This window comes from Marinifilum sp., assembly GCF_965230805.1.
Classification (GTDB): domain Bacteria; phylum Bacteroidota; class Bacteroidia; order Bacteroidales; family Marinifilaceae; genus Marinifilum.
In genome coordinates, this window is sequence record NZ_OZ246019.1 from 525,920 (window position 1) to 549,786 (window position 23,867).

Below are 23,867 nucleotides of genomic sequence, written 5' to 3' on the forward strand. Positions count from 1 at the left end.
AGAAAAAACAAGAGCTGATTTTATTAACATTTAATTATTAAATCTTATTACAATGAGAACAAAAAATGTAAATCTAAAAGGAATCGTATTAGGAGTAATACTATTCTTAGGCGCAAGTTCAAGCTTTGCCACTGGTAAAATTAAAATTAACACCTACTTGGATACCGATTTATCTATTGTATCCATCATCAATCCAACAGAGACTGAATTAAAGATGAGAATTTATGACAATGATGGGAACTTGTACTACTCAAAAAAAGTAAAAAGTACTACAACCGATCAAAAACTTTTTGATTTCTCGTATTTGGAAGATGGCCTTTACAAAATCGTATTAACAGGTGCAGAAAAAAGAATCGAAAAAGAGTTTAGTGTAGAAGGAAGTAAGCTAAAAGTAGAAAAAAACAATCCGCTAAATGAAAGAACTTTATTTAGGTCAGAAAAAAACAATCTATTTGTAAGTTTCCTTTCTTTCGAAAACAAAAAATTCAACCTGTCGATTACAGACGAATTTGGTAACGAAGTTTTTGATCAGTCATATACTTCCGCTCCAACTTTCTCAAAAAAGTTTAATGTTACAGCTCTACCTGAAGGAGAATATAAAGTACGTTTAATCTCGAATAATAAAGAATACAACTATGCCTTCAGAAAATAGTGAGCAAAGTGGTTCCAGTGACCAGATGATGCTTATAAATCAAAAATTTTTAATAAGTGTATCCCTTAAAAACTAGAGATACACTTTTTTTATTTATTTCAGAATCGAAAATTTACTTCCTGCCGATCTAATCATACTGCTTGATTTGCAAATCACACCTATAAAAGATATCTTCAAGCTCCCTTAATTTAAATAGATCAGAAAAATGAAAAAACTATTATTTGTAATCGCTATCTGCGGTTTCGTATTAAGCTCTTGCGGAAACAAAACCAAAACAGCTAATTCAGAGGACAAAGCTTGTTGTTGTAAAGAAAAAACTGAAACCACTGCGGATCTTAAAAAAGGATGTGCCAATGGATGTACTCACGGTGCAAAAACAGAGTGTTCTGCCGAAGCCAGTGCTGAGCACAAAGGCGAATGTTGTAAAGACAAAAATACTGGCAAGTGTGAATGCAAAGAAGGAACTTGCAACTCTAAATGCGACAAGGAATCTTGTACTTGCAATCACAAATCAGAAGCAAAAGCTGATATCAAAAAAGAAACTAACAAAGAGTCATAAGAACTCTTAGTATTATACTGCTTGGGTCGTAGAGTATTTCTGCGACCTTTTTTAATCCCTAAAAATATCACGACATTAACAGACTTATACCTGCTCAATTATGAGCCTTAACTTTTGGGGGAAATAAATAAAAATATCGACTTTAGAATAAATTGAAAATGTGCATGCATACTAGAGATCTGATAAGACTACAAGCATTAATTAATTTGGAATGTGTAAAAATAAAACTTTTTTTAAAACCTTTTTGAAACATGTGGCGTAGAACATGCAAAACGATTTCCGTTTTTAATTTAAGGTTTAAAGTGAATAGATAGAAGAGGATGGAGTGGTTACCATCCTCTTTTGTATTTATATCCTCTCTAAATTTCGCCTAAGCCAATTTCTCCCATAAAATTAGTTTCCAACAACTTAAGCTACTTTCAGTTTAATTATTATTAATTATTCTATTTGTCGATATAAGTTTTATTCATATATTGCAGCTGAATTTTCCATGGAAAGTTCAGGTTTTAAAGTGAATATGAAGAAGGACGGAGTGGTTACCGTCCTTTTTTGTTGACCTTAATTTGCCAGTTTCCCCCTCACAAAACCAAATTTCAAACAGACTCCTAGGCCTACAATAAATGCATCTTTGTTATAAATCAGATTGGTATGAATTCCTATTCCAAAATGTCTGAAAAAAGCAATTTCCAATTCAGGTTTTAGAATAAGGCTCATACTTTCAGCTTTGCTGAATTGCCAATTATAATTTCCAACAAAAAGATTTCCTATTACTCCGGAATCGACCTTCTTGTAATCAAATGGTTTTCTAAACTTCGAATATGCAAATCCAGCTCTAAGATTCCACCTTCCCTTCTTGCTTCCCTTGTATGGAAAAACCATTCCTCCCAAAAAAGCTATAGATTCCAGCCTCTCGTTGGGATAATTTTCACCAAATGTAAATAAGTCAACCAATCCTCCACTGTAGTCGTTCGGCAAAGCCGGATCTTTTCTTTCAAATCGATGATAGGTAAAATGGAATGAAAGTTTGTTGTTGTGAATGTAATCTAATGAGATATCACCTCCATAAAAGTTTCCCAGCGCATTAGATAAACCAATATAAAGATTGTGACTTGTAGTTTTGCTTTCCTGTGCCAAAAGAGGATGCCCAATTAATATTAGGCCGGCAATTAGAATATTTAGTTTCATAAGTTTGGTGTAGACATTTAATTATAAATAAAATTCAACATTATGACCAAAAAAAAAGAGGTTGTCTTAAAAGGATTTTGTATTCGGGTAGGTATCTGTAAGATTTTTCAAACACTCAACTCACCAACACATAAATCTACTTTTAAGACAGCCTCTTCCTTTCTACTATTTGTTTAAAGATTATTTGGAATAAATATTGTTCGAATTTCTATACCCACTTTCATCCAAATACCAGTCTTTCCTTTGTTCTCCATTACTGCTAGCCCAGGTATCAAAATGATTATAAGCATTTAATATACTCCTCTTCTCGATTGGATAATCAAAGTTTACTGGCAAATTAATTGCCCATGGCAAGTATTGATCCGAGATGTAGTATTTTCCTGTATTTATATCTCCATCATCGTCATAAGTACCAAATATAGATGGATCAGCCAAATCGGTAGGAGCATAATTTGGCATGTGAATTTCACTACCCCTGTTCTTATTAATTATGATGAATGGATTATATGGAGGAGTTCCAAAATCATCGAAATCAATTGGTTCAGCTATTTTAATTATCAACTCCATTGTTTCCGGTTCAGAATAAGGCTGAGAAGGGATCGTATTAACACCAAAGCCACCTCCGGGATTTTCTGTAATACTGTATGGATTATCGAAACAAATAATACTTGCTTTAGTCTGACCATTCTCTGTTCCATTTGAAGCAATACTTAAAAAGCCCTCTGTGATTTCTTGACCTGTAACCGAGCTAATTAAATTTGGCTCAATATTTAGTGAAAAGCCAAATGCATTCCTAAATGATGCCCCAATTGCCCTTACTTGCAATTTAGCCTGCAACTCTACCAGCTTGTTATTTGAATTTGTTATCTGATTAAAGTTATAGGCTACTACCAAATCGTTAAAGTCGTAATCTCCTCTGCTAGGCCAAAGATCTTCGAATGCTAAAGTTGCAAAATCACCCTCGGCTACATAGTAGTTGTTAAAAGATTTTGTTGGATCTTCAGGGAAATCGTCAAAATTATCATTTACTCCATCCTGATCCGTATCAGTAGGAGAAGCTATAGGTTGATATTTATCCGTTTGAACCGCTGTAAAAGGACTAACAGTTGTATAAAAAACTGCATCGTTAAAATCATTATCACATGAGCCAACATTTCTGGCGATATCTTCAAAACCTAAAACAAGCAATTCTCTATCTTCATCGTACAACAGCACATTGTGCTTTTGCAGATCTTCATTACCCTCAATATTAAGGTTGATATTAGAATAATGAACATATGAGCCGGTACCCAGGCTGCCCGTATTTCTATTCCAACCATTCGCAATTAAAAACCACCCAACAGTTCTGTTAGCAGGAAACAAGGTAGTATATTCATTGTTTTCTTTATCTAAAAAAAGAAGTTGGACTTTGTTTCCGGATTCTAAAGTATTTTCTTCATAAGAAACGTTTGGATATATAATTGTTAAATCTTCAATCTCATCAACAGATTGAGGTGGATTATCATTTGGATACGTGTAATATCCCAAAGAATTTTTCCAACCAGCCCCTTCGTGAACAAAAGTCACCCATACTTCGGCATCATCAATCAAAATAACATTAGCGTCATCGCTATTGGTTAAATATTGCGGGTGTGTTTGGGTTAGTGGCGCCCCTTCGGGTAAAGAAGCATTAATATCATTTAAAAAATCGTCATCAAGTTCGTCATTATCAGCTTCCAAATAGTTTGGGCTTCCATTATTTTGCCAAGAACCTAAAACGTAATAGTTGCCCTCTTTCTCTACAGCAGGCACCTCAGTAACTTTTACTTGAGATTTTGTGGCACTTTTAGTCTGCGATCTCGATCCAATTTCTATATCAATTACATCATCGGTTAATGCAAGTCCGGTAATTCCGGGCAGACCCACCTGGTAAGTAAGAACGTAAATACTATCGACAATCGTTGCCGGGTTAATCTTACACTTTACTTCTCCATCTTTGTTGCTAACTCCTTTAAATAATCTTGTTTTTTCGGAAGAGGATTTAATAACACCAAATTCATCAAGAGGATTTGAACTAAAAATTTCTAAATAAACTCCTGCGAATGCCTCATTTTTTTGATTTGTAGTTAGAATGCTTAGGGTATATTCTTTAACCGTTTTAAAATCGAAATCGGCATATTTCCCTTTTCCTTGGGGTGGTTCAATTGTATCGTTGTCCGAATCCAGACATGCATTTAAACACATGCTTACACAAATGGCGAAAGCACACCATAAGGCTAATTTAAATAATTTCATAAGTCAATAGTAGTTTTAAATGTTAAACTTTAACAGTACTTAATTACGATTGCCGACATTAAAAGTTTCTCATTTGAAGCAATTTATACGGCTGAAAAAAATAAAAAAGCGAATAATCGCAATGATTAGCCGCTTTTGTAGTCTATCAAATTTATTTCTATTTAAATAACTTCTTTAAAAGATCTTTCCCTTTCTTCTGCAGTTCTTTTTTTGCTTTTCTTTCCAACTCTTTAGCTACCGCTTTTTGGGCTTGTTTAATTGCCTTACTCAAATCCGGTTTTACCACAGGCTTATCAACTGTTCCGGTAATTTTAACCGCAACGTCAAAAGCAGGCACATTGTCTAAACCGGGAACCTGAGCAAACATTTTATTAATATCACTACCCAAATCTTCCTTCGGCAACTTCATATCCATGGTAAAATCAAGTCTGCCATCAACCGATTGAGTTCCATAAATTGTAGCTTGATTTCCTGCAACTTTTGTAGTAAAAGGTTTTACAACTACATTACCATCATTAATTTCGAACTCCATATCAAACTTACTCACCGAAATTCGTTTGTACTCATCATTCTTAAGAGCTGTAGCCAAGGCATCAAAGGCTTTATTATCCTTTATCAACAAACCACGAGAATGTAAAGAACCTTTGCCATTAAGAGTAGTCGAAATTGGATTCATTTCTTCATCAAGCAGTCCTGTAATACTCATATCCGATGAAACTTTACCTTCGCAATTCATTGCTATAGGCATCATCGTTTTAATCATGCTTAATGAGTGGTAAGCATTATTGATATCAAAATTATTGATGTCTAAAGCAAAATCAATTTCAGGCTTCTTGGGGTCGATGGTTTTATACATCCCATTCATGGTCATCTGCCCCTTTAGCATATTCATTGAAAGGTTAGTCAATTTAGCTGCTGCATCTTTTACAACAATCAATCCCTTCACATCTTTAATATCCATTTTATCAAAACGGATGGTTTTAAAGTTTGAACTCAGGCGTAAATCCAGATTTGATGGAATTTCGATCACTGCTAAAGGCAGGGTGTCCCCCGGATTCTCGACTTCCTTCACCTCTTCAGTCATAAATTCATTCAAATTCATCATTCTTGAATTCATATTAAAATTTCCTTTTAGTACTTTGCCTTTCATGGCATAAGGAATATAATTCTCAATTTTTCCTCTTAATTGGATATCTGATGCACCGATTCTTGAATCGAAAGAGCTTAAGCTGATGTATCGAGGAGTAAAATCAAGCACTGATTTTATAATTTTAACCCCTTGCGGAAAATCAGGAGTTGAGAATACAAAATTGTTTAAAACTACATTTCCTTTTGTCATAAACTTCTCATATTCTTCTTTTTCGATTACGGAATACCTTCCTTCAAACACAACATCCGAAGTAACTTTACCTGCAATCTTTACACTATCTAATGGAATGGCATGCTTAATTTTCTCAAAATCGATAATTCCTTTAAACAATCCACTAAGTTGGGGATCCGACATTGGAGTTTTTACATGAAGCTCAGCATCAAAAGGATTGTTGGCTATCTCAAAATGGAAAGAATTTACATCAGTGGTCAGCAAGTCTAAATTACCTCCCGGATGGTTCACCTGAGCATCAATTTGAATATTTTGAACCGACTCAGGTAAATCAGCATATTTTAAACTTGCATTATCTACTTTTAAGCTTGCCCCAAATGCAGGATAAGATTCTTCTCTATATTCCCCTTTTGCAAATGCACTTAGATCGTATTGTCCTGTTGTTTGCACTCCCTCAAGATTAGATTTGAAATCATCAGGTACCATGGCTAATAGCGATTTAAAATCTGTTTTATCAGCTTTCAACAACAAATCCATACTGTAGCCGTCATCCAGCATGCCAACCTGGCCATCAATTCCAAAATGAAGATCGTTTATGGTCAACTGATTTTCCATGAACTTGAAAATCATTTTCTCTAAATCAGCAGCAATATCAGCATTTAAATCAACAGAGGCATGATTTAAATACCTGTTTCCCTCATAATCAAAACTAATGCCCTCCAGCAAGCTAATAACATTCAGGTTTGTTGATTTAGCAGAGAAATCACCTCTTAAGTTCAAATCCAAATCTGCCACAGCAAATACGGTTTTTAAAGAAGCATCATCATACATTAAGCTAAAATTTTCAATTCGAACCTCGTCGAAAATTACTTTAAAGTCTGATGCTTCGCCTGTTTCTTCCTCAACAGTTTCTTCTTCTGTTGATTTTACGATGTCCCAATTGGCTTTTCCGCTTTCCAATACCTTTGCCAACACTTTAGAATTTTCCAGGACAATTGCACCCACTTCAATTTGTGAGCCCGTCAGAACTGAGGATAAATCAACAGCTGTGTACAAACTACTAACAAATGCCAATGTATCCGATTCAAATTCGTTTTTGCCAACAACACTTACATTTTGCAATTTAAGATACAGATTAGGGAAATTTTTTATCATGGAAAGGGATAAATCGCCAACCTCAACCTTAGCATCAAGGGCATTGTTTAATTCGACTTTTACTTTATCAAATATCTGATCTTTAAAAAAGTAAGGCAAGATGATTAACAAAGCTAAAAGGAGCACAATAATGGCTCCAAAAATTTTCAGAAACTTCTTCATTATAAAAGTTAATTTGGTTTTACATAACAAAAGTAGAAAATACTATAGAAATTCCAGCTTTTGATGATCAGAAAATCAATTAAAAGTAAAATTAAACTTTTTTTAAGTGATTACTTTAGTCTATCTGAAAGATTTAGAGTTTTTTAAGATTTAATAAAGTCTAAGTAAGCCTCTTTTTATTAAAAAAAGCCTAAAACACTTGCATTACATTTCAATTTTTCCCTATATTTGCAGCGCCTTTAAGGAAAAACGGACGCGTAGCATAACTGGATAGTGCACTTGGTTACGGCCCAAGAGGTTGGGGGTTCGAATCCCTCCGTGTTCACAGCAGGACTTATCAGATTTGATGAGTCCTTTTTTTATGTGTAAAATTAAAGTACCAAAAGCGGGATCATGGATCAGGATAAAAAGGGATCAAGCGGAAAACTTGTGGGTCTTTCAAGCAATCATGCATAAATTTTAGTTAATCTGTAAAGAAAGCTGGTGTCTGGATCATGATAAAAATATACCAATATTTTCGGTAAGACATTTCCCTCCCTAGTGTCGAGCCTTTTCCCTCGAGGCAGGGAAAAACTAAGATACGTACGATAAAAAACCTTTCCCTTAGGCGAGGGAAAAGTTTAGACATGTATAATCAAAAAATCAGTTTTAACATAGCCAAACAGTTATGATGACTTTTAGTGATTTTCCTAAAAGAATTATAGGGGTAAAACTGGCATTTGATTAACAATTCACCGAATCAATTAAGCCAACTGAAACAATCCATCTCGCATATTTATTGGGTTTAAAATCCTATCCTAAGCCAATCAGAAGGAACTAAACTAATCCCGCCTTGTTCAATAGAATACACTCAAAAAACAAAGGTAAATCTATTTAACGTGAGTTCGACGTAAAATTCTATCCACAGAAAGTTATATTTGGGATAGATTTGCATTAAAAATTTGGAAAGAATAGCGGGCTATTTTGAGGAATTTGTACAATGCCCTATTGTCCTATTCATCTTTGGATTTTAAAGACCCGATTGTAAAATCAAAAACTGATTTTCTGCTATTTTTTACAGGGATCACTTGCAAATGACCTTTAAAAATACCTATATTTGCACCGCCTTTTTAAGGAAAACGGACGCGTAGCATAACTGGATAGTGCACTTGGTTACGGCCCAAGAGGTTGGGGGTTCGAATCCCTCCGTGTTCACAAGATGATTCATCAGTTTTGATGAATTTTTTTGCCTTTGAATTTATGCCTTTTTTTTGCAAAAGGAATCGTAACTAACCTACTGCCTTATATTTTTCTGGCTTGCCAACACTGTAGTATTTCCCTTGTATATTTTCTTTGACAATCTGATAAGCAGATATCGGAATGTAACTAACCCATGGTGGAATATCTTAACCAACTTCCCATTTAATGGAATCAATTAAAATGTATTGATGAAGAAGAGAAAATTAAAGATTATTGGTGTACTTATTGATCCCCCACTTGGCAAATATGTGTTTGAAGATATGTTGGGTGCGTATTGGGAAATTGTGCGATAAAAGCCAACTGGTATAATATCATGACTAACGTCAAAAATTAGTTCTTGATATTCAGTTATTTATATTTTTATCAAATTTATTATTTTCTTCCCATTTCAGCTAACCATTTTTACGTTCGCTTGAGGAATTAATCAGCTCTAAAAGATTAGATATTTTTATTCCTCATCTAATCTGTCGGTGCCTGATGTGGGGAATGATGCCTAACGGCGGATATATTGGCATTTTGTTGGGTGAAATTACAAAGCCAAAAGAAGAAATCCGGTGTTTAGAGAGGTTGAATACAAACTCTTTACAATAAAAAAAACCACAGATCGAAATCAATCTGTGGTTATCTAAATTATATCAGTATTATTATGTAACGTGAGTTCGACGTAAAATTCTATCTACAGAAAGTTATATTTGCGATAGATTTGCATTAAAAATTTGGAAAGAATAGCGGGCTATTTTGAGGAATTTTTAATGTGAAGATGTCGTAAAGAGAACTTTCCATTATGTGTTTGCCTGTTTTCGGCATAAATTTCCTCAAATCTTCTTGAAATATCCCGATATTCCTGCGAATATTTGAGAAAATTTCTACTCAAAATCAGTGCAAACTGTGAACGAATTTTACCTCGAACTCACGTTATAAAATAAGTCACACTATTTGCATGCCATTATCTGGTTTAAAGAGTACTATCTTGGACTTTGTTCAATTTCCGGAGCTTTAGTGATAGTATATCGTGCAATTGGAACAATCCAGCGATTGTTGTTTGGTTCCAATGTTGCAGCCACCTCTCCATTAATAACTCTTGTTAAAGTAATATTGGCATTATCTAAAGCGTTGTAGCGTTTTAGGTCAAACAAACGTACGCCTTTGTCAGCCAATTCTCGTCTTCTTTCATCTTTTACAAAAGCCAAGGTAGTAGCAGCATCAGGTAAGTCTGTAGTAGTTAAAACCACATAATTTCCTGTTGTGTATCTATTTACTCTTAATGTATTCAAATGGTCAATTGCATTTTCGAAGCTACCTACACGTGCCTCACACTCAGCACTTATCAGGTACATTTCACCAACTGAAGGTCCAATATAAGAAAGCTCATTACCATAAGATCCTTCTTCAAAAATAGTCTCGCCGGTTCTCCAGTCACTCGAAAAACGCACATTTGGTCTAATATCTTCAGCATCGTACATAGCCAAAAGTTCATCCGAAACATAATAATCAGTCCACATAGAACTTCCGCCATGATCTTTTAAAAAGATCATTTCCTCATTCAGGTAGTTTGGCGGCATTGAACCCAATGTATTATAATCAATTAAATTACTCTTAAGAGCAAGGCAGTTGTTTGCTGCTGTAAGTGCCGCCTCGTAATTCCCCATTTGCAGGTAAACCTTTGCTTGTACAGCGTAAGCTCCCGCTTGGGTAGCTTGCCAATTTTTCTCAGGGAAAGTACTTTCCAATGCATTGCTTGCCAAGGCTTCGTTCAAGTCCTGAATGATATGATCGTAAACAGCCTGAACAGATTCTCTTGGAGTTTGTTCTGACATGACTGAACTGGTGCGGATTGGCACCCCTAGATCGCTGGCCGCTGTTGCCGCATCGTATTGTTTCGAGTATAGATTAACCGCTGCAAAATAAGCAAATGCACGATGTACTTTTAGTTCTGCAATCAGTTGCTGCTTGTCAGCCTCAGATCCGTCCGTATCGGGATCTTCCAGCTTCTCAATATACAAATGACTTTGCTGAATATGGTTGTATATATAAAGCCAAATATCATCGACTTCGTTATCATTACCAAAATTCTCTGCCCAAACAATTGCATCGTAATATTTTCGGCCATTCGTATTTTGATAATCTTCATACATACCATCAAGTATTTTGATATCATCGGTCATTGCACGGTCAATATCATAAATATTAACCCAACCTCCCGAACCACCATAGACATTACCATTTCTCGAATCCATTAGTAGGCGGAAGTCTTCAACAGCGTCCGGAACGATTACTCCGTAAGGTTTAATATCCAGGTACTCATCCTTGTCGCAGGACCATAATACCCCCACTAAAACAAATAAATATATTATTTTTCTCATTTTTAATTCAGTTTAAAAGTTAACTTTTAGATTAAACGAATACATTGCTTTACCACCTTTACGGGTATTCCCGTAATTATTGTAATCAGGATCAATATCCTTGTCTGTTGCTTTCCAAAGAATTCCAAGATTACGCGCATTTGCACCTATAGTAATACCTTTGATAAAGTTATTTTCAAAAAGTTTTTTATCGAATTGGTAAGTTAATCCAATAGAACGCAAACGGATGTGAGAAGCATCTTCCACCAAATGATTAGAATATCTTTCATAAAGACGACCATTTCCATTAGAAGTAGTTAAAGCAGGCACATCGGTAAATGCCTCATCACCTGGCTCTCTCCATCTCAACGCTGCATCTTCGTGTATATTTCCACCATACATAAGTGCTCTAGATGCTGTTGTAGAACTAAATGTATTCCTGAAGAATTTATGACCCAATTTGTACGAAAGTAATACATCAAGAGAAAATCCTTTGTAGCTAACTGAATTGCGGTAAGAACCGAAAAATTTAGGCGTTGCATCACCAATATATTCCAAGTCGTCTTTTGTTGCCAATTCATCATTAACACCTACAATATTGCCATCTTTATCGTACACCTGGGCTTCACCTGTTTCAGAAAGTCCAGCCCATTTAAAGGCAAACAATTTACTTGATGAGTAGCCTTCCTGCTCCCAACCTCGACCTGCCCAGCCTGAAACACTTTCACCACCGCCATCAAATTTTTCTATCTTATTTTTATTATGGCTCATATTCATGCTCATGTTCCATCTTAGATCCTTTCTTGACAAGACATTGTAATTCAGCGACAATTCAAAACCTTTATTGGATATTTCAGCATAGTTTCTACCCATAGTCCTAACCCCAGAGGTTGGATTCATATCGACAGCTCCCATCACATCATCCGAGTAGCGATTGTAATATTCTATCGACCCTGACAGACGATTATTAAACAATGCAAAATCAACACCTGCATTAAAAGTTGTTGTTTTCTCCCAACGCAATTCCTCGTTTTCAAAAGTACGTACACTTGCATAAGGTAGGTTCGTGTATCGGTCGTTCCACTTCGAAACAGTCAAGAAAGGCGAAGAACCTCTATCTATACGACCACCAATACCATAACTTACTCTAAGATCCAAGCGGTTAAGGAAAGGTAAATCCATAAAGCTTTCATCTCCCATGCGCCACTTCAATCCGGTTGACCATAATGGCACATTACGGTATTTACTTGAAGATCCAAATAAATTTGAGTCATCTAAACGCCAACTACCTGTTACAGTATACTTTTCTTTGAAGGTATAAGCAGCATTGGTAAAAGTAGAAACGTACCTGTCTCTATCCAATTTTAAATCAGCAAAGTCTGATCCATAAACTCCCCTATTGGTTCTTCCTCTCCAATCAATATAGTCTCCAACTTTATTGTAAGTTATATAAGAAACAGCTTGTGGATCGTAGCCCATTAACTCCTCAAATGTGCGCTCTTCTACTTTTTCTTCTGACATTTCCATACCAGCAATTGCCGTTACAAAATGTTCTTTATCAGCATCAAGATAACCCGAATAGTTAAGTACCCCGCGGTAAGCATTCGACCATCTGGATGCAGATTCTCCTTCCAAGTTATTACCTAGTGGAAAGAAAGTTTCACCAGTATATTGTACTCCAGCCCATGGTCTGCTTGGATCAATAGGTTCGTAAATGGCTGATCTATTAATCCTATCCCTTACAAAGTATGATTTTTCACTTTGAAATACTCGTCTTTCGCTATAACCGTGTTGGTAATTATAGCTTAATTCAGCTTTTAAGCCTTTTATCAGGTCGATATCCAGTTTTGCCTGGAATACATTGTTTCGAACCTTACGAGTATCATCACTTAACTCAAACTCCTCTTTAATGTTGTAATGGTAGTCGTATGGTCGCCCGTCTGCCATCCATTGATCCACAAACATTGGGTGGTGACGATAAGTCATATTTACATAATCTCCGTTATCGTCCAATATTCTATCGTAAGGCTGAAAAACTGACTCCGGCATTGGTCCATTGTTTTGGCTATCTGCTTTTGAATAGCTTAACTTAGTGCTAAACTTTACACCTTTTGCAAGCTGTGCTGACAGATTAAGCAATGCCGAATATTCCTGATTACCTTGCCCCTTTTCAGACTTCATTTCGTCTCTGTATTTTAAGGATGCATAGTATTGATATTTATCGCTACCCTGACTTACAGAAACAGCATACTGTTGCTGAGTGTATCTTCTTAAAAACAGGTCGGCGTATTCTTTTTGAAAATCATTTTTCTTCAACTCATTAATAATGGCATCGGCTTCTCCTTGGGTGATTGCCCCTTGTGCCAAATCGTAATAAGTTTGAGATGCTGTACTGTTTGCTCTGGTATTATATTTTGATGGAGCCCTTAGTCTTCCTGAATTGGCATACCATTCTTCCAATTCAAGGTAGGTATCCATCGACATTCTGTAGTCATCTTTTAAATCAGGAACATCCTTAAATGTTACTGAAGAAGTGAAGGTAACATTTGGCTTTTTCGACTTAACACCTTTTTTGGTGGTAATTACAATTACACCATTTGCCGCTTGCGATCCCCAGATAGAAGCAGCAGCAGCATCTTTCAGCACTGTAAAACTCTCAATATCTGTGGGACTTATGTTCTTCAGTATCTGATAAACATCATCTTGATTTATAGTTGATTCTGTACCACCGGAAATCCCGTTTATTGGAAATCCGTCGACTACCACCAATGGCATGTATTGGTTTACATCATTGCGCCCGGCAAAGTTATTGATACCCCTCAATACAATATTGGGAGTCGCGCCTTCGTTATTATAAGTAGGTTCCTCCATAAGCAAACCAGGCACTTCACCTTCTATAAGCACTAACACGTTGTCAGCAGTTTTTTGCTCCAACATGTTTTCTACGTTAACATTTTTAAACGAACCTGTAGCCCGTTCAGCAGAAATAGTTTCGTAACCAGTTACCATTACCTCCGTAATTTGTTCACTATCTGGCAATAAACTTACATTCTGCAATACTTGTCCTGAAATTCTAATTTCTTGAGATAACATCCCCACAAAAGAATATATCAAAACAACATTATCATCTTCCAGTTCCAAACTGTAATTCCCTTCAATATCGGTAGCAACACCCATAGTGGTACCTTTAATTACAATAGATACTCCTGGCAGAGGATTTCCATCTTCATCAGTTACTTTACCTTTAATGGTTTTCTTTTCCTGAACTTCAATGGTTTCAGAATCAGGTTCATTTTTTGTAAGAATTACAAAATCCTCAACGATTTCGTATTTTACAGGGGTTTGTGTGCAAATCTCATCCAACACTTCTTCAAGACTGGCAGATATCATATCCAACTTAAGCATAGCATCATCATCTATTTCACTCTCATTGTACATGAAATAAGTGCCGGTTTGCTCATTTAAATCCTCTAACACATCCGCTAAAGACGCATTAACTTTCACACTAACTTGTTGTCCGAGAAGAACAGATGCAGTAAGTTGCAAGCTGCTAATAAGAATTAAAACCAAACTTAGTTTCACAAAAAGCATGGCTTTAAAAATGGTAGGTGATATACACCTCCACATAAGGTTTTTTTTCATAACTTTGTGGTCTAGAGTTAATATTACCATTGTATCATCAATGGTTCGTTATTTATTTGTTAAAACAGGAAATGTGGCCGCATTTCCTGTTTTTATGTACTTATCGATGGCCGTCGAAAAGCACAATATCTTTATTCTGATTTTCCTACAATAATTTTATCATCTTTTATGGCAAATTGCACATCTGCCACTTTTTCAATCAAATCCAATGTAAAATCCAGCGTTTTACTTTTTTTGGCTGCACCGGTAAACCTATAATCACGAAATCTGTAATCCGTGAAGAAAAAGTCAACATTGTACCATCGACTTAACTGGTGACAAATCTCCTCTAATGACTGATCCTTAAATCGAAACACTCCGTCTTTCCATGAAGTAAACAATGCAGCATTTACTTTTTCTACCTTAAATTTATTATCACCTCTCTTAAGTATCGCCTGAAAACCTGGCTTCAGCAATTCTTTATTGCCCAAACAACTTATTTCTATACTTCCTTCAACCAAAGTAGTTGCAATATATTCTTCATCATCGTATGAGCTTAAATTAAAACTTGTTCCTAACACCTTTATTTCTGTATCATGCGATTCGATAATAAATGGCTTATCCGGATTGTGTGCTACTTCGAAATAAGCTTCACCTGTTAGGGTAATCTTTCTTACATTTCCTACAAACTTTACGGGAAATTTCAAACTCGATTTCGAGTTCAACCAAACTTTGGTACCATCAGCTAAAACCACCGAATACTCACCACCTCGTGGTATGTCTATTTGATTGAATATAACCTCGTTGTTTACAGAAGAACTATTGTCATATACCAATTCACTAGTCTCATTTTTCTGAATTAAAGTTCCATCGGTTTCTACAAAGATACTATCGGTGCTTTCTTCCAAAACAACCTTTTGCCCTCCTTGAAGTGTTAAAACAGCTTTTTTAGATCCTACAGAAGATATCTCAGTAAAATTGTAATCTTTGGCAAAATCATATTCGTTTCTGTGGTGCTTGATCATGAAATAACTTCCGACTAGCAGGACTACCACCGCTGCTGCATAAGGCAACCATATTTTCAATCTAAAGGTTTTGGTTTTCTTTTTAGATTTCGATAATGATTTGTTGATAATTAGCCAAGCTTCCTCATTCCTAATATGATCCAGGTTACCAAAAGTTCCGCTCTCTTTAAACAGAGCCAAATATTTGGCAAATTCTTCCGAATGGATGTCATCTTCTTTCAACCACTCTTTTAGCCTTTGCATACCTGCTTCAGAAATACTTCTTTGCTGGTATTCTTGAATTAGATTTAATATACGCTCCTGCGAATCGTTCATTTCTTCCATTATTTAAAGGTATAAGTGTGTTTTCTTAAAATGGGTGACAAATATTTAAAGATTTTTTAATTTTTATTCTAAAATAGCATATAGTAGAGAATTAGAAAAGTTGATATCAACCACTCTTACTCTCGTAAATTATTAAATCAAAAAGACAGGTAGTATTATTTTGCTTGTTTCTCGAAATATAAGCAGACAAGGAAAGCTATAGTCTCAAAATTTAAAGCTGATTATTGTAGAAGGTATACCGGAAATAATCTAAACCCAGAAAAACATCAATAACACATCCAAATTGCTGCGAAGATACTTTAGTGCTCTTTTATAATGGGTTTTAACGGTGTTAATTGAGATATTTAAATCTTTAGCTACTTCGGCATATTTCATCTTATCGAATGCTATGGCCTCTAAAACAGCTTTGCATTGCGAAGGTAGTTTATCAACCTCCTGGTACAGTTTTTCTTTTCTTTCCTCCACATCCTGAATTTCGAATTTATCTTCTATGATTTCGAAAGCTCTATTTTCTATTTCTTCAAAGCGAATTCGATTATCCTTTTTGATTTGATTGATTGAATTGTTTCGAACAATGCTATAAAGATATGATTTTAAGGAGCCTGTAAATGCTATCATTCTCTCCTTTTCCCATAAATTGATAAAAGCTTCCTGTACGACATCTTCTGCCTTTTCGTAGGAATCGAAATATTTATAGGCAAAAACACAGAGTGGAATGTAGTACATATCAAACAACATACGAAGCCCTGACTGGTCGCCATTCTTTAATTTCCGTATGATAATTTTTTCGCGTAATTCCATATTTTAATTGGCAAAAATAGAAAAGCTTGTGATAATTTAAAAAATGATTGTAAAACACAATAGAAGTTAATACTTATTCCTTACCATTAAAAACAAAACAATTACAAAATTGTTATCGCTTGATGTTTAATGAAGAACAAATTATTTTTTGCTTTTCTATACCCAAAACCAATTCTGTCAAAGTAATTAATATGTTCGCAAGAAGTTATAGATCTCTATTTTTCGGATTAAAATCCTATGCTCCAAAAGCCCTGATTGCAAATCAGGACTAGCAAAAACCTTTATAAATACAGACCCCGATAAGGTTTTTACTCGCCATTGGGGAATTTTTCAGCCTCCCTTAAGTCGGGAAGTATCTCAATTTGATTTTTTACCCATCCCTTCGGTCAAATTTCAAACTCAATTTGAAAAAAGCACCCAATAATTGGCTTCCCAATGCATCCCCTGAGTTCATTTTCTATCTCAATCGAAAAAAGTACAATCTCAATTTATTGTTTTACTATCACCATTGAAAAAAGTAGGATCTCAATTCGATTTTTTATGCCAATAATTGATCAAATAGATATTCCACTTGGTATTTTCTCTGTTTCAATTGCCTATTTTATGCTCTCAATTACTACCCCACATTACAATATGCAAAAAGGAGCAAGCCACCTTACCTGCTTGCTCCTTACCAACTAATCAAACGAAATACTTTCCTAAACATATTGCTATAGAAAGTATCCCTAAACCAAATCGTTAAATTTGAAAAAACAGAAACTCTTATTTAGGTATAAAGGAGCAGCCACTCCCAATTGTGGCCCCTCCAAACTAACCAACTAAACTAATTTTATCAACTCTCGGAATGATTTTGAGTGAATAATAATTATAAGCATTCATGTTGGTTATTATCTTTATTAAACTATAGCTACAATTCCTCTATATCCGATAAAATGAACCGTTGAATACGGTAACTTAACTAGTGTAAAGAATGCTAATTCCCCGAACTAATTTTTTGACCTATTTTCCTTTCTACTGCGTTAAGCTTTTTCGCCGTAGCTACGGCTATGCCAGTAAACCTTGCCTTGTAAAAAGAAAAATATTTTCAAAAACTTTAATTCGTTTTATTAACACTCTTCACACTAGCTCTTGCAAATTGCTCGCCATCATTTGCATACAATTGTTCAATTTTATCTCACTTCTTCCCTAATTTCACCAGGTAATTCACAAACTCTTCGCTATATCCATTATGATGTTTGATGATGTTCCTGTCCTTGTCCAGCAGGAAAAAATCAGGGATACCTGTTATGCGGTAGCGTTGTTTATTTAAACTGCTATTACCTTTTAAATCAGAAACAATGATCCATTTCAAGCCTTCTTTTTGGGTGCTCTTTATTATCGATTCTTTATCAGTATCTGTATAAAATGACACAATTTCTACTTTATCTTTTATATCATCGTAATGGGGTAAAATGGCCTTATTAAAAACTTTACACCATCCACAGTTTACCCCGGTAAAATCGATGAGTACGTAATCTGTTTTGAGCTCGGCAATTTTAAAAGGTTTTCCATCCATGGTAAAGGTTTCTTCAAGCTCAATGTATTTCTCACCTACTGCTGCAGGTTTGTTAAACAATAACTCGTATAAAGCTTTCGCTGTTGAAGTATTCTGGATTTCGGGTGACATTTTTTTATACAAAGCTTTTAATTCTTCATCAGGAATGGAAAAGCTTATTATACCTAAACTTTTGTATTTTTTCGCCTGCTCATTTTTCTGAATATAAGAGAATAAGAGATCTAGTGCAGCATACGAATTGGCATGTTGTTTTGCAAAGTTTCTTTGTGCTTCCATTATTCGCTTGTTGGCTTCAGCTGCCTCTTTACGTATGCTATCAGACTCTTCCTTGCTAGGTTTTGGATCCATTCTCCAGAGATTGCTAGAGGCATCAGATAGTTTTCGATCATTGGCAGTACTTTTTAAATAATGATTATAAATGTTATTCTCATTAGAGTTACTTTCAAAGCAAGCGTAGTTGAAATTCTCATAATCTGTTTCAATTTTGTATTCTACATTTTCCATGTAGAAAACAGTGTGCTTGTCAACAAGTTGTTTGGTATCTTTCGTAACAAATACCCTGATAATGGCTTTAGTAGGCTCCTCCACCTTACCACTAAAAAAGAATTTACCTTTTTTAGCATAACAGGTATCAAGAGCTAAGTTGTTCTTATAGTCAGAAAGAATAAGAACTTGTCCATCTTCAATACCCTTAATTTTACCCTTTACAACGAATCCATCTGATAAGGCTTGTTTGTTTTGATTACATGCCACCAGAATTGAACTAATAGCGATAAGGATAAACAGTAGTTTTTTCATTATTGAAATATTTAGTTAAACATTGTGATTTAGCTCTATAAAAAGCAATGGAATATTATAATAAAATTTGTATTCATACCACACCAGTTCGCTTGTGTGGTATGAATGGGGTATAATCCTTAAATCAATTTAGTATCTAGATCGACACACACTTTACAATCCCTTTTTTTGGAGAGGCTAGGTATAGGTTATCCTTAGCGTCAACAATCATTGGAATATAACTACAACCTTCAACCAACTCTTGAATTCCTTCAATTTGTTTGGCTCCTTCATTACTAAACACCTTCACTCGTGTTGGATCTTTCTCTACAGTTACAATGGCACCATTTGATAAGTAGGCCACACTTACCGGGTTACAACAACCATGAAAATCGCTTAACGACTTACCTCTTCTTCCGAATGCTAACAGTTGCTTACCACTTAAATCGTAGGCCTGAACACGGAAAGCTCCAAGATTCGCTACCAATACTTCGTTCTTATTATTTACGCTGAAATCTAAAATTCCACAACATGGTCGCATTCCTTCTAATGCCGCTTCTCTGGCTCCAGTTTCCAAATTAAAAACTGCTATTATTTTACTTTTAAGGTCAGCTACTAATAGTTTATTATTCGCTATTCTTGCCCCGCTAGCGTATTTAAGCGCACCTAAATCCAATACTTTCTTAGGCTCACCATTCTTTCCGATTACATGACATTTATACCCAACTGTTTCAACATTAGTCATGGCTCTCCCTCTGTATTTTGTAGTCACTTCCTTTTGTACGGGCACCATCAGGTAAATATTGTCAGAAGCATCAATGGCCATGGTAGATGGTACAGCCTTTAGTTCAGGTTTAAAGCTATTTAATTTTTTGCCTGTTGGATCGATGATGTTAAGCATTCCGTCTTTTGCCAGAGCACAAAGGTTATTGTTGTTCATCACCCCCAGGTAAATTATATCTAAATAAGACGAGCCCTTATATGATTTTTCCACTTTGTATGAAACATTACTGGCTGTAATTACCTCTGAAATATCCACATCAAGCGAATTCTTTATATATTCCTTCATCTTTTGAATGTGATGACTATTCAAGTTAGGATCTACCAAATCCAATAACTCCTGCATTCCTTTAGCGTTTTCTCCACGTGACAAATCCTCAAGAAGGATTGCAGAATATAACGCTTTAGGGTGTTTTTTAACAAAATCCAGTTTAATATCATATATTAACCGCCCTTTTTTCTCTACTAATTGTGTCCATTCTACACTTCCAATCTTTGCATTTTCAGTCATGTTTTCATAAGGACGCATGAGCTCTTTTACTTTTTTATAATGTTCAACTTCAACACTTCCTTTAAGGCTGATATCCTCAACCTCATTTCTCTTTGTTACCACTCCATTGAACTCGAATTCCTTTTCAACCATCTTTCCTTCGTAAGTGGTGATACCGTTGTCAATTATAAAATGAATGATTGCATTTGTAGGACCTTTACAATTGAATCTGGCAATTTTTGGTCCATCTAAAGCAGGGCCACTGATGCTGAATTGATCCGCCTTAACTTCGACTTCATAAGATTTTTGCTCTCTATCTATGCCTGTCATTACACTCAAAATTATCTTTCCATCCCCAAATCCTTCAATTTTACCATTCAGGGTCCATCCTTCGTTTTTCTCAGATTGCTTACACGACACCACAGTTAAAAGTGCCAACATAATTACTACTAAGTTTTTTAATTGTTTCATTTTGTTTGTATTGTTATTTGTTAAAATATATTTGGGTTATTAAAAATTAAAGTCAGGCACAAGATATAATAACGTGAGTTCGACGCAAAATTCGTTCACAGTTTGATCTGATTTTGAATAGAAATTTTCTCAAATTTTCGAAGGAATATCGGGATATTTCAAGAAGATTTGAGGAAATTTATGCCGAAAGCAGGCAAACACATAATGGAAAGTTCTCTTTACGACATCTTCACATTAAAAATTCCTCAAAATAGCCCGCTATTCTTTCCAAATTTTTAATGCAAATCTATCCCTAATATAACTTTCTGTGGATAGAATTTTAAGTCGAACTCACGTTATAATAAGAAAGGCGTAAAAGTTATAAATCATTGTATTATATTCCAATCATTACTCCATTTACGCCTTTCCAACTCTATTTACTTCACTATACAAATTCTATTTAGTGAAACCCAATAAGTATCTCCTACATCTGCTCAATCTCTTCTATAAATTCAGTTACAAAATCTGGCAATCCTTTTTTAGACTTGTTGAACCTCTTATCAGCTTCTTCCTTGTATTTTTCTAAATATTCCAAAGCTTTTTTCTTGTTGCCATCCGCTTTGTATAAAAGCACAAGGCCTTTATAGGCATGATCGGTGAAGTTTTCCTCGTATTCTTTTTCCAACTGCGTAAATTCTTTAATCAGTTTTTTACACATTTTTGTTCCATTAAACACATCATTTTCATCAATATCCTTAGCCATTTGTAACATATAGAAGCTCATTCTACCGTTGTTTTCCTTCGCTACTTCGCCATCCAGCCTTTTCTTCTGTGCGCTATACCACTTATCTGTATCGGCTTTTGCCAAATAATGCATGGCATATAGCTTCTCTTTGTCTTGAATTTTTGTGGCTTTTTTCACTTGTTCAATGGCCTTATCAACATCTTCAATGCTATTACATTCTTTGGCCACTTTCACCAAGTAAAAGTATGCAGGATCACGCATTGTACGCTCCAGACTCATTGGGTGCACACCTGTCTTTTCAATTATTTCATCCCAGTTGTTATAAATAAACTGATAGGCTTCATCTTCCCATTCCAGTTTTGTGGACCAAGTGACCATTTTAAACACCTTAGGGTCGTACAATTGCTCCACCTCAATGCTTTTCGTATAGGCTGCGCCAATTTTATAAATCTCATCCATCATTCGCTTCTTGCCCAGCTCTTCACATAACTGGAACATGAAATCCAGGTCACGCTCGCCCTCATCATATCGTTTTTGCAGTGCTGCTAATTGCCTGGAGGGGTCTACGGCAATCTTAGCATCGTTAATTAAACCATCTGCATTTGTAAAGCCACCTATTCGATACATTACATCACCATTGGCATTTAAAAACATCAAGGTTGGGTAAGATTTTATTTTGTACTTTTTAGCATACTCAATTCCTTCCCCTTTTTCAGCGTCAATCTTAAGACTTACAAAACGTGAGTTAAAATAATCACCTACTTTTTTCTGTGGGAAAACTTCTTTGCTTAAGCGTTTACAAGGGCCGCACCATTCGGTATAGGTATCAACAAACACCAGTTTGTTTTCTTTTTTGGCTTTGGCAAATGCTTCAGCTAGAGTTCCGTGCTCAAAACGGATGCCTTGTGGTAATTCACTGTCCGCCTTAAGTAATTGATCCAGTAATGGTCTTATTTCTTCCGAGCTTGGACGTGGTGCATTAATTTCTACAATTTTACCTTCTTTATCCAGTAAAATAAATCGTGGAATACCTTGTACCTTATAGGCTTTTGCAAATTCCTGGTCGCCATTGGCATGCAATTGAATACCACCCATGTTCTTTTCCTTCACCATGGCTTTCCATTTTTCAACATCTTCTGGTTTATCACTTGAGATGCTTACAAAATGAATGTCTTTTCCAGCGTACTCGTGCTCTAGCTTTTGCAAGAAAGGAATTTCCTTTTTACATGGCCCACACCAGGTAGCCCATAGGTCGATATACACAAATTTACCTTTTAAGCTTTCCAATGATACCATTTTACCGTTTACATCAGGGTAATTAAAAGGTGCCGATGGTGCTCCTTTTTCCAAGCCTTTGTACTCTGCCAAAAACTTATTAAAATAGTCTTTAGCTCGTGGGTCAGGATAAGTTGCGAATAAAATTTTCTGCATTTCTTCCGTTCCTTCAATACCATGCTTTTGAACATACTCCATCACATAAGGAGCAATTATATCGTATTTCACAGGTCCATTAAAACCGGCTACTTTTTCTACTGCTTTTGTGGTATATTCCAATGGGCTTAAATCACCTCGGTCATACGAAAACAAAACAGCAGCTTTCATAAAATCCATATAGGTTTTTAATCCCATTAATACAGGCTGATCAACGATCAATGATTCCAATTTTTCATAGTAGGCATCATCCTGATAATAGTTCTGACTTGCTCTCATTTTTGAAAAGATGTACCATAATAATCCATTCCCTGTGTCATATTTTGTATATAATTTCACCACAGGTTTGTGCTCTGCAGGTATAGTTGTTGCATCAACTTCATTTTCGTAATGCTTAATAAGCTCATCAAAACGATCAGCTCTGGCTTTGCCTGTCAACGACATCTCTTCTTCTTTAAATGGTAAACCAAAGAAGGCACTGTTTTCCTTTTGGAACTTTACCAAATACTTGTTGATTCCACCATCATTACATGTCACTTCACAAGGGTAAGTTAAGTGGTTAGGCGCTCCTTTCATTTCCCCACTTAAATCCATTTCCACGCTTACATCATTACCCGGTGTTAAATACAAATACAACCAGCATGAACTACCAAAATAAGAAAGGCGGGCCCATGAAGCTTTGGTCACATCCAGCTCAAGTGTAGCCACTTTTTCAGCATTTGGAGTTAAGTTGTGTTGTTTACCCAAAGCAACCAATTGCAACTGCCCTCTTTCATAACCTTTAAATGTAAATTTTACATTTGTCTTTTCGGCATAAGCTCCTATGGTGAATAGTACCATAAGGAGTGTTCCTATTATTTGTTTTTTCATACTTATTAGATTTTTAGATGTTTAGACAATAGACCTTTAGAATTATACATATCCATCAGTCTATTGTCTAGACATCATATTTTATTACTTTCCACAACTGCTGCACGAG

12 protein-coding genes and 2 tRNA genes are annotated in these 23,867 nt (G+C 35.5%); 4 read left to right on the forward strand and 10 right to left on the reverse strand.

Annotated elements, in window-relative coordinates:
* Window positions 1–52: 52 nt before the first annotated feature.
* Both ACO05S_RS02055 and ACO05S_RS02060 read left to right on the forward strand, forming a co-directional pair.
* Window positions 53–652 (forward strand): T9SS C-terminal target domain-containing protein, encoded by a 600-nt coding sequence (locus ACO05S_RS02055; RefSeq protein WP_421919886.1) that lies wholly within the window; start codon window positions 53–55, stop codon window positions 650–652.
* A gap of 205 nt (window positions 653–857) precedes the next feature.
* The gene (locus ACO05S_RS02060; protein WP_421919887.1) at window positions 858–1,211 is read left to right on the forward strand and encodes a hypothetical protein; all 354 of its coding nucleotides are present in this window, start codon (window positions 858–860) and stop codon (window positions 1,209–1,211) included.
* Between the two features lie 558 nt (window positions 1,212–1,769).
* Here ACO05S_RS02060 and ACO05S_RS02065 read toward each other — a convergent pair.
* From ACO05S_RS02065 to ACO05S_RS02075, 3 genes are all read right to left on the reverse strand, one after another.
* Window positions 1,770–2,396: a hypothetical protein gene (locus ACO05S_RS02065; protein ID WP_421919888.1), complete on the reverse strand. Its 627-nt coding sequence runs from the start codon at window positions 2,394–2,396 to the stop codon at window positions 1,770–1,772.
* Window positions 2,397–2,576: 180 nt separating this feature from the next.
* Entirely contained in the window at window positions 2,577–4,670 is a 2,094-nt protein-coding gene (locus ACO05S_RS02070) for an LruC domain-containing protein (RefSeq protein ID WP_421919889.1), read from the reverse strand.
* Window positions 4,671–4,827: 157 nt separating this feature from the next.
* On the reverse strand, window positions 4,828–7,308 hold the full coding sequence (locus tag ACO05S_RS02075; protein WP_421919890.1) for an AsmA-like C-terminal region-containing protein: 2,481 nt from the start codon (window positions 7,306–7,308) through the stop codon (window positions 4,828–4,830).
* Between the two features lie 251 nt (window positions 7,309–7,559).
* Here ACO05S_RS02075 and ACO05S_RS02080 point away from each other — a divergent pair.
* Window positions 7,560–7,633, forward strand: a tRNA-Arg gene (locus ACO05S_RS02080).
* Between the two features lie 795 nt (window positions 7,634–8,428).
* Window positions 8,429–8,502 (forward strand) — tRNA-Arg (locus ACO05S_RS02085).
* 1,010 nt (window positions 8,503–9,512) lie between these two features.
* On the opposite strand, the gene ACO05S_RS02090 is transcribed toward ACO05S_RS02085, so the two are convergent.
* The 7 genes from ACO05S_RS02090 to ACO05S_RS02120 form a co-directional block, all read right to left on the reverse strand.
* Window positions 9,513–10,910: a RagB/SusD family nutrient uptake outer membrane protein gene (locus ACO05S_RS02090; protein ID WP_421919891.1), complete on the reverse strand. Its 1,398-nt coding sequence runs from the start codon at window positions 10,908–10,910 to the stop codon at window positions 9,513–9,515.
* Between the two features lie 12 nt (window positions 10,911–10,922).
* Complete coding sequence (locus tag ACO05S_RS02095; protein ID WP_421919892.1) at window positions 10,923–14,531, reverse strand: SusC/RagA family TonB-linked outer membrane protein; 3,609 nt, start codon at window positions 14,529–14,531, stop codon at window positions 10,923–10,925.
* Between the two features lie 131 nt (window positions 14,532–14,662).
* Window positions 14,663–15,850 (reverse strand): FecR family protein, encoded by a 1,188-nt coding sequence (locus ACO05S_RS02100; protein ID WP_421919893.1) that lies wholly within the window; start codon window positions 15,848–15,850, stop codon window positions 14,663–14,665.
* A 258-nt stretch (window positions 15,851–16,108) separates the two neighbouring features.
* Complete coding sequence (locus ACO05S_RS02105; RefSeq protein ID WP_421919894.1) at window positions 16,109–16,660, reverse strand: RNA polymerase sigma factor; 552 nt, start codon at window positions 16,658–16,660, stop codon at window positions 16,109–16,111.
* Between the two features lie 1,174 nt (window positions 16,661–17,834).
* Window positions 17,835–19,013, reverse strand: coding sequence for a thioredoxin-like domain-containing protein (locus tag ACO05S_RS02110; protein WP_421919895.1), 1,179 nt, complete (start codon window positions 19,011–19,013; stop codon window positions 17,835–17,837).
* Between the two features lie 136 nt (window positions 19,014–19,149).
* Entirely contained in the window at window positions 19,150–20,733 is a 1,584-nt protein-coding gene (locus ACO05S_RS02115; RefSeq protein WP_421919896.1) for a hypothetical protein, read from the reverse strand.
* Between the two features lie 463 nt (window positions 20,734–21,196).
* The gene (locus tag ACO05S_RS02120) at window positions 21,197–23,758 is read right to left on the reverse strand and encodes a thioredoxin domain-containing protein (RefSeq protein WP_421919897.1); all 2,562 of its coding nucleotides are present in this window, start codon (window positions 23,756–23,758) and stop codon (window positions 21,197–21,199) included.
* Between the last annotated feature and the right edge of the window lie 109 nt (window positions 23,759–23,867).